Raw genomic sequence first — 8,260 nt, 5'->3', positions numbered from 1 at the left:
GCCACCTCGAGCAGTACGGCGCGATCCTCTTCGCCAACACCGTCGGCAACGTGCTGACCCGCGAGTCACGCGCGGCGATCAAGCAGTTCGTGCGTTCTGGCGGAGGATGGGTGGGCGTGCACTCAGCGGCTGACACGGAGTACGACTGGGGTTTCTACTCACGGCTGCTCTCCGACGGCCGCTTTCTCGCTCACCCGCTCCAGAACCAGTCGGGGACCCTCGTGCGCGAGTCAGCTCGCCACGCCTCGACACGACACCTCGGCCGGCGCTGGCAGGTGCCGCTCGAGGAGTTCTACTCCTTCACCACCAACGTGCGAGGGCGGGCGCGGGTGCTGCTCAGCATCAACGAGTCCTCGTACGCCCAGGATCCCAACACCAGCATGATCCCCGGCGGACTCGGGCCCCAGCCGCCGTACATCACGCCCTCGGACCTCACGGTGCCGATGCCCGTCAGCGGCACCATGGGTGACCACCCGATGTGCTGGACACGCAGGATCGGGCGTGGCTTGTCCTGGTACACCGCAATCGGGCACGAGGCAGCGTTGTACTCCGACCCCACCTACCGTCGCCATCTCCTCGGTGGCCTCGTCACCGCCATCCGGCACGGACAACGTCACCTCGACTGACGTCGGGCGCCGGCTGACTAGGGTTTCCACCATGAGTGATGAGCAACAGCGACTGGCAGACCTGGTCGAGCTGTGGTGGAGCGCCATCGACGACTTCGTCGACGTGCTCGAGCAGGTGCCGGCCGAGGCCTGGTCGACTCCCACCGACCTGCCGGGGTGGGACATCCAGGCATGCGCCGCCCACACGGCGCACCTCGAGGGCATCCTGGCGGGCAACCCCGAGGAGACAGCGGACGTCGGCGAGCCGCCGCACATCACGGGCCTGCTGGGCCTCTACACCGAGATCGGCGTCGTCAACCGCCGCGACCGCTCCCCCGCGCAGATCATCGCCGAGATCCGCGAGGTCACCGCTCGCCGACGCGCGTGGCTGCGCGAGCACCCGCCCACCGACGGCAGCGCGCTGCCCGAGGTCGTCTTCGGCGGGGTCCCGTGGACGTGGGACACCCTGCTGCGCAACCGCCCGCTCGACGTGTGGATGCACGAGCAGGACGTACGCCGCGCGGCCGGACTGCCCGGCGGGATGGATTCCGCGGCTGCTCGGCACACCGCCGGCTATCTCGCGGAGAGCCTGGGGTACGTCGTCGCCAAGCGGGTCGGCGCCCCCGCCGGCACGACCGTGGTGCTGGAGATCGACGGCCACGACCCGGTCGCCTTCACCGTCGACGACGCCGGACGCGGCGAGCGGCTGCAGGTCGCGCCGAGCGAGCCGACGGTGCGACTGCGCACCGACCGCGAGTCGTTCGTCGTCCTCGCCGGGGGACGGCGCAGCCCCGGCCCCGACGCAGTCGTCGTCGAGGGCGACGCCTCCCTGGGCCAGCAGGTCCTGGACGCGCTGGCCACGACCCCCTGACCAGACCCTTGACCAGGTGATCAGACCCGGACGGGCTGGTTCTCCAGGGCCTCGGTGAGCAGGGCGACGAGCGCCTCGAGCTGGACGTCGACCGAGGAGGAGACCTCGGCGTCGGACCCGTCGAGGGCGACCGCGGCCAGCCCGGCCTTGGAGTCGATGAGCTCGGCGACCTTGGTGTCGATCGTCTGCGAGGCGATGATCCGCCAGGCGGTGACCGGCTCGGCCTGACCGATGCGGTGGATCCGGTCGATGGCCTGGGTCTGCTCCGCGTCGGTCCAGGAGAGCTCGGCGAGCACCATGTTGGAGGCGACCTGGAGGTTGAGCCCGACGCCGGCGGCGGTCAGCGAGCACACGATGACGGCGCAGTCGGGGTCGTTGAGGAAGGCGTCGATCGCCTGCTCGCGGGCCTTCGGGCTCTGGTCACCCCGGATCGAGGAGTAGCCGATGCCACGGCGCTCGAACGTCTCCTCGGCAACGTCCATGACGTCGATGTGCTTGGCGAAGAAGACGACCTTGCCGACGCTGCGAGCCAGCTGGGCGGCGTAGTCGGCGGCGAGGCCGACCTTCGCCTGACCGATGCGGCGCATCATCGTGAAGACGTTCTCGCCGGTCTTGGTGGTGGTCGTGTCCTCGCGCTCCCACGTGGCGACCCGACGGACGAGCTCGTGGTCGATGCCCTCGACGGTGACGCCGGAGGTGCGCGCCTCGAGAGCCGACTCGTAGCGCTTGACCAGCCGCTTGGCGAGCACCCGCTCGGCCTCGCGGATCGAGCGACCGACCTCGTCGTCGAGCTCGACGGGCAGGTCTGCGATGCGACGGGCCGGGATGTCGGACGCGACGTCGACCTTGCGACGGCGCACGATCCCCCGGTCGATGACGGCGGTGCGGGCGCTGGGGTAGAAGCCGGGATCGATCGGGGTCAGGCCCCGCTCCTCGAGCGCGGCCATCAGCTCGGCCTTGGGCGCGTTCTCGCCGATCCAGCCGAGGAACTGCCAGATCGCGCGGAAGTCGTCGATGTCGTTGATCAGCGGCGTGCCGGTGAGCGCCATCATCAACGGGCGTCCGGAGCGCTTGCGGATCCGGTCGGCGAGCTGGAGGACGTGCTGCGAGCGCTGCGACGTCTTGTTCTTGATGAAGTGCGCCTCGTCGACGACCATGCCGCGGAAGCCGAAGTCGCCCAGCCACCCCACGTGCCGGTCGAGGACCTCGTAGTTGACGACGACGATGTCGGCGAAGCCGTCGACGTTGCCGCCGTTGCCGTGGATCACGGTGACGGGGTGGTTGGGGGTCCAGAGACCGGCCTCGCGAGCCCAGTTGGCCTTGACCACGTTGGGGACGACGACCAGCAGCGGGAACGCACCGGCTGCCTCGGCCGCGAGCAGGGCCTGGGCGGTCTTGCCGAGGCCGGGCTCGTCGGCGAGCAGGAAGGTGCGGTGACCCTCGGCTGCGGACGCGACGACCTGCGCCTGGTGGTGCATCAGCTTCAGTCCGCCGGGGGCGGTGAGCGTGGTGGGCTGGGGCAGCGGCATGCACGAGGAGTCGCCGCCGTACTCGAAGGACTGCAGGAGCGGCCCGATGAGCTCCCAGGTCGCCAGTCGGCGACCCTGGACCTTCGGCGGTGCCGCGGAGAAGTCGGGCTTGAGGAACGGGTTCGCCAGCTGACGAGCCATCACCGACTGCGGCACCACCTGGCGCTCGACCACCGGCGTGGCGTCCTCGTCGACGACCTCCTCGACCGGCTCGGGCACCTCGATGCCGGCGGCCTGGAGCATCTCGGCCTTGAGCTCGAGCGCCGAGTAGGACACGTCGGCGTCCTCGGCCAGGAGCGACAGCAGCGTGGTGTCGCGCGTCGCGGTCTTGGCGAGGATCGTGCCGATGCCGTCGAGTCGCTTGAGCTGCTCGCCGCGCTGGCCCTCGGAGATCTCCTGGTCACCCTTGACCCGGATCCGCTCCTCGCGCGCCAGCAGCGCCACGACCTGGAACTTCGTCCGGGCAGCGGGACGCACGGCACCACGCTGGACGCCCTGCTCGACCTCGCGCACCGCGCGGGCCAGCACCGGGATGATGCCCTCGTTGTCGAGGTCGCGGCGGTTGCGCTGGGGTCGGCGGTTGCCGTTGGCGCCGTTGGACGCCGTGCGGGTGTTGCCGGACTGACGTTGGCCTCGTCGAGCCAAAGGCTCTTCCTCCTCTGGGACGCCGCGGCGCACGCGCCGGGGCGGTATGGCACCGCCAACAGGATCCCGGTGGGTGCCGGGCTGCCCGAGGCGGGAGTCGCGCGCCGATCAGTCTTCAGATCGGGGCGGAGTCACCGATCGTCGAAGCCTGCGGGCTCGCCCGATCGATGCTGACCACAGCCTACCTCTCGACCGCGCCAACCGCAGGATCGGCGTCCTCAGGCACGTCTCAGGCCGACCGCGCGCCGAGTCACGACCGGGGGTAGAGGTTCTGCACCCGCAGCTGACCGCGCGCGATGACCTTGCCCGTCTCGTCGGCGGTGGTCTCGACGACCCACAGCTGCTGCGAGCGGCCCTGGTGCAGCGGGGTGGCCACCGAGGTGAGGGCGCCCTCGCTGATGGCTCGGAAGAAGTCGGTGTGGTTGTTGACGCCGACGCACTGACCCTTGTCGCCGAGCCAGACGGCCGAGCCGATGCTGCCCAGCGTCTCGACGACACTGCAGTGCGCGCCGCCGTGCACGATCCCGTAGGGCTGGTGCAGCTGAGGCTTCGCCGCCCAGGTCGCCACGACGCGACTCCCGGTCACCTCGGTGAGCTCGAGCCCGAGGTAGGTCGAGAAGGGATCCATCGTCATCGGGAGCTCGAAGGCGCCGTCGGGGGTGTTCATGGGCCCATTCAACCCGGCGTCCGCGCCCGCGCCACACTGGACTCGTGCGCAGCGACGACCCCGGCTTCCTCTCCCAGGTGTGGGAACGAGCCACAGCGGTGCAGCCGGTGCCCGACGCCGGCTTCGTGCTGCTCACCGGAGTGCTCGCGCTCGTGCTGGTGCTGGCGCCGGCGACCTGGCCGCGCGTGCGGTTGCCGGTCACGGTCGTGCACGAGGCCGGCCACGCGGTCATCGCCTTGCTCGTGGGTCGACGACTCCAGAGCATCCACCTGCACTCCGACACCTCCGGCCTCATGGTCTCGCGCGGCCGCCCGACCGGACCCGGGATGGTCGCGATGCTCGCGGCGGGCTACCTCGCTCCGGCCGCCCTCGGCATCGGGGCCGCACTGCTGCTGGCCGCCGGACGAGGCATCGCGATGCTCTGGCTGCTGCTCCTGCTCACGGCCGCGCTGCTCCTCTGGGTGCGCAACCTGTACGGCGTCCTCACGCTGCTGCTCGGCGGAGCCGGCATCGCCCTGCTCACCTGGTACGCCTCACCGACCGCGCAGTCGGTGGTGGCCTACCTGATCGCCTGGGTGCTCCTGCTGGCTGCGCCGCGGCCGTTGATCGAGCTGCTCGGCACCGGCCGCACCCGCCGCCGCACCACCGACCCCGACCAGCTGGCCCGACTCACCCGGGTGCCGGCGTTGCTGTGGACCCTGGTGCTGCTCGCGGCCAACCTCGCCGGCCTGGTCACCGGGGTCACGACGCTGGCGCCCGACCTGCTCTGACGAGCCGTTCGGCGTCCCCTCAGCCCGAAGCGCCGCTGAGCAGCGCGCCGACCTGCTGGGCAGCCCGGTGGCCACTGACGAGCGCGCCCTGGATGCAGGCGGTGTCGCGGTGGTCGCCGCAGACGACGAGGCCGTCGGGCAGCACGAGCGGTCGGGCCACGTCGAGGGGAGCCGACTGCACCGGGAGTGCGCGCGGGATCTCGTGGCGGGTCACGACCTGCCACTCGGCGAACCCGTCGGCGCGCAGCAGCTCGGCGGCATGGCGGCGCATCGCGGGCTCGCGCGGCGTGGGTCGGCCAGGGCCCATCAGCGCCGAGGCCTGCACCAGGTGGCGACCGGCCGGCGCATAGGTGGGGGCGGCGTGCGAGACCACGGCGGTGTTGACCAGCGGACCGGTCGGGCGGGAGCGCGCGTCGACGTGGAGCACCCGGTGGCGGGTGGGCTCCACGGTGGTCGACCACCACTGCGTCACGACGCCGTGTGCCCGCTCCTCCGGGAGCGCGATCAGCGCGGCTGCGGCCTGCTGCCCGGTCGCCACCACCACGCGACGAGCGACCAGGTCGCCGTCGTCGGTGCGCACCCGGAAGCCCGACGAGCCGGGCGTGGGGCCCACCTCGTGCACCGGGGTGGAGGTGCGGATGCGGCCCTTGAGTGGTGCGGCCACCTGACGCGGCAGCGCCTGCATGCCGGCCGCCGGCAGGCCCGGGTTGCCGGACAGGAAGGTGGCTGTCAGCAGGCGGGCGTAGGCCGCCGACGACGTGCCCGAGTCGTCGAGCAGCACGCCGGCGAAGAACCGTTCGAGCACGCGGCGCAGGGTGCCCGAGACGCCGGCCGCGTCGAGGGAGGCCGCCAGCGTGAGGTCCGTACGGCGTGAGAGCGCCTGGAGGTGGGTGACGTCGGAGCGGTGCGCAAGCGGACGGAGCCACCGCAGCAGCGCCGGCACGTCGCCGAGCTCGCCACCGACGCCACGCAACGTCGCGGCGAGCAGGCGGGGCGCCCGCAGCGGGTGCCCCAGCCTGATCAGTCGTTCGTCGGTCAGCGCTGCCACCCCGGCCTCGAACGTGCCGAGGCGCAGGGAGTTCGCGTCGACCCAACGTCGTACGGCCGGGTAGGCCGGGTTGAGCAGCTGAAAACCTCGATCGACCTGATAGCCGTCGATGCGTTCGGTGCGGATGCGTCCACCGATGTCGTCCCCGGCCTCGAGGACGACGACCTCATGACCGGCCGAGACCAGCTCGGTGGCGCAGCGCAGACCGGCGAGGCCTGCGCCGATGACGACGACGTCAGCGTCCACCTGTGACCGCCACCCTCAGTTGCGAGGTGCGGCGTCGACGTAGGAGACCGAGCGGTTGAAGAGCGACGTCAGCGCGCCGATGTCGAAGTCGTGGTCGTCGACCGGGTCGGACAGCTCGTCCGCGACAGCGATCGCACGCTCGGAGCCGGCCTCCGCTGCGAGCGCGGCGCACACCTGGGCGGCCTCGCGCACCGCTGACGGCTCGACCGTCCAGAGCGTCTCGAAGACCCGCTCGGAGTCGCGTACGTCGGTCTGTCCGGGCAGCTCCCACGCAGTCAGCGCTACGGACATCGTGGGGGCGTCGCACACGACGGCCCACTCGCGGATCATCGGCGCATCGGGAGCCAACTGAATGAGCGTCGGCGGGCCCTCCACGCACGCGTCGAAGTCGGCGAACACGAAGGTCGAGGCGGAGACCCGAGCGATGTCGGTCCAGCGGGCGCGCGCCGAGTGATAGCGGTGCTGCTCCTGGAAGGCCCCGAACACGTGGCCACGACCGGCCTGGGCGCAGAACTCGTCCTCGATCGCCCATGACATCGCCAGCAGCGTGCTCTTGGTGAGCCGGGCCGGCATGAGGGTCGGGTGGGTCTGGCGCAGACGGGCGAAGACGGACTCCGACGGCGGCGCGACGACGTCCTGGCCCGCCTCGAGGGTGCGCGAGATGGCGGCGTCGAGACGGACGCCGGAGTCGCGCAGCGCTGCGACGAGGCGAACGGCCTCGACGTCAGCGTCGCCGTACCTGCGGTGGCCGCTGGCGAGCCGGGTCGGCACCGGGAAGCCGTGCCGGGTCTCCCAGATGCGCAGGGTCGCGGTCGAGACGCCGGTCGCGTCGGCGAGGTCACCGATGCTGAGCGACGGCTCGTGAGGGTCGGACACTGCTCTCAACACCCTGCTTCCCCGGTCTGTCTTGGCCCGGTCTGTCTTGGCCTGCGGGCTGTAACTGCTCATTGCGAACCGCCATACTTCCACAGGTTGTGGATGAGTTTGTGGAGGATTGAGCGAGAGCTCATCCGACGAGGGCTTCGGGGCGGGCGCCGAGCCCGTGCTCGAGTGCCCAGAGCATCGCCTGCGTACGGCGCTGGACGCCCATCTTGCGGTAGGCGGTGCGGATGTAGGTCTTGACGGAGTTGACGCTGAGCGAGAGCTCGTCGCCGATCTCCTTGTTGCTCATGCCGGCCACGATCAGCTCGACGATGTCGCACTCGCGGGCGGTGAGCACGCGCAGCGCCTCCGTGCCGCGGCGCGCCTCGACCTCGTCCACCTCGACGACCTTCTCCTCGACCACCGGGACGGGCGTCGGAACGGGACTGGTGAAGCGGCCGGCCGCGAGCGCCTCGAGGTCGACGACCAGGCGCGACGCGGTGAGGTTCTTCGACAGGTAGGGGCGAGCCGTGGGAGTCGGGAGGTGGTCGATCTCGGCCCAGCTGTAGACCGCGGTCGGCCCGTCGACCTGGCGCTGCAGGTCACGGAGCAGGGACTCGGCGGTGCCGTGCAGCCCGAGCGGCTCGTAGAGCACGACGTCGAGCGTCTCGGGACGGGCGATGGCCTCGCGGGCCGGCACCAGCTGGATGCGGTGACCGAACGGGGCCAGGATCGCCTCGAAGCCGGCGGTGGCCAGGTCCGAGTCGTCGATGAGCGTGACTCGGAGCGGGGCGGTGCTGGCGGTGGGGCTGGCGGTGGGGCTGGTGGTGGGGCTGTTGGTCGAGCTGGTGGTACTGGACATGGCAGTCACTTCCTCTACGACCGGGCGGGGAGTTCGTGGGACCCTCTGTGTTTCCCGGTAACCTCACCCTGATGTTGAGGAATGTAACCCAGACTTAAACATCTTGTCTAGATGTTCCGTGGAGGAATGTTGAAGTATTTCCCGAAGTCTGTTGAG

The 8,260-nt window shown here is 71.0% G+C and carries 8 protein-coding genes; 3 read left to right on the top strand and 5 right to left on the bottom strand.

The window, feature by feature from the left end; all coding sequences use genetic code 11:
• Positions 1-626: ThuA domain-containing protein (locus VOI19_RS09070; RefSeq protein ID WP_323792643.1), on the top strand; the 626-nt coding region annotated here is incomplete at its 5' end.
• Positions 627-657: 31 nt separating this feature from the next.
• On the top strand, positions 658-1,476 hold the full coding sequence (locus tag VOI19_RS09065; RefSeq protein WP_323792642.1) for a maleylpyruvate isomerase family mycothiol-dependent enzyme: 819 nt from the start codon (positions 658-660) through the stop codon (positions 1,474-1,476).
• A 20-nt stretch (positions 1,477-1,496) separates the two neighbouring features.
• Here VOI19_RS09065 and VOI19_RS09060 read toward each other — a convergent pair whose 3' ends face one another.
• Entirely contained in the window at positions 1,497-3,650 is a 2,154-nt protein-coding gene (locus VOI19_RS09060) for a DEAD/DEAH box helicase (RefSeq protein WP_323792641.1), read from the bottom strand.
• 250 nt (positions 3,651-3,900) lie between these two features.
• A complete protein-coding gene (locus VOI19_RS09055) occupies positions 3,901-4,317 on the bottom strand; it encodes a PaaI family thioesterase (protein WP_323792640.1) in 417 nt (138 codons plus the stop codon).
• A 44-nt stretch (positions 4,318-4,361) separates the two neighbouring features.
• Here VOI19_RS09055 and VOI19_RS09050 point away from each other — a divergent pair, with 44 nt between their 5' ends.
• Complete coding sequence (locus tag VOI19_RS09050) at positions 4,362-5,087, top strand: M50 family metallopeptidase (RefSeq protein ID WP_323792639.1); 726 nt, start codon at positions 4,362-4,364, stop codon at positions 5,085-5,087.
• Positions 5,088-5,106: 19 nt separating this feature from the next.
• Here VOI19_RS09050 and VOI19_RS09045 read toward each other — a convergent pair whose 3' ends face one another.
• From VOI19_RS09045 to VOI19_RS09035, 3 genes are all read right to left on the bottom strand, one after another.
• Entirely contained in the window at positions 5,107-6,381 is a 1,275-nt protein-coding gene (locus VOI19_RS09045; RefSeq protein WP_323792638.1) for an NAD(P)/FAD-dependent oxidoreductase, read from the bottom strand.
• A gap of 15 nt (positions 6,382-6,396) precedes the next feature.
• Positions 6,397-7,257: a DICT sensory domain-containing protein gene (locus VOI19_RS09040; RefSeq protein ID WP_323792637.1), complete on the bottom strand. Its 861-nt coding sequence runs from the start codon at positions 7,255-7,257 to the stop codon at positions 6,397-6,399.
• Between the two features lie 130 nt (positions 7,258-7,387).
• Positions 7,388-8,104, bottom strand: a complete 717-nt coding sequence (locus tag VOI19_RS09035) for a response regulator transcription factor (RefSeq protein ID WP_323792636.1) — start codon at positions 8,102-8,104, stop codon at positions 7,388-7,390.
• Positions 8,105-8,260 lie beyond the last annotated feature (156 nt).

The sequence above is a fragment of the Nocardioides sp. genome (assembly GCF_034670285.1).
Classification (GTDB): domain Bacteria; phylum Actinomycetota; class Actinomycetes; order Propionibacteriales; family Nocardioidaceae; genus Nocardioides.
This window is presented reverse-complemented; position numbering and strand designations above follow the sequence as displayed.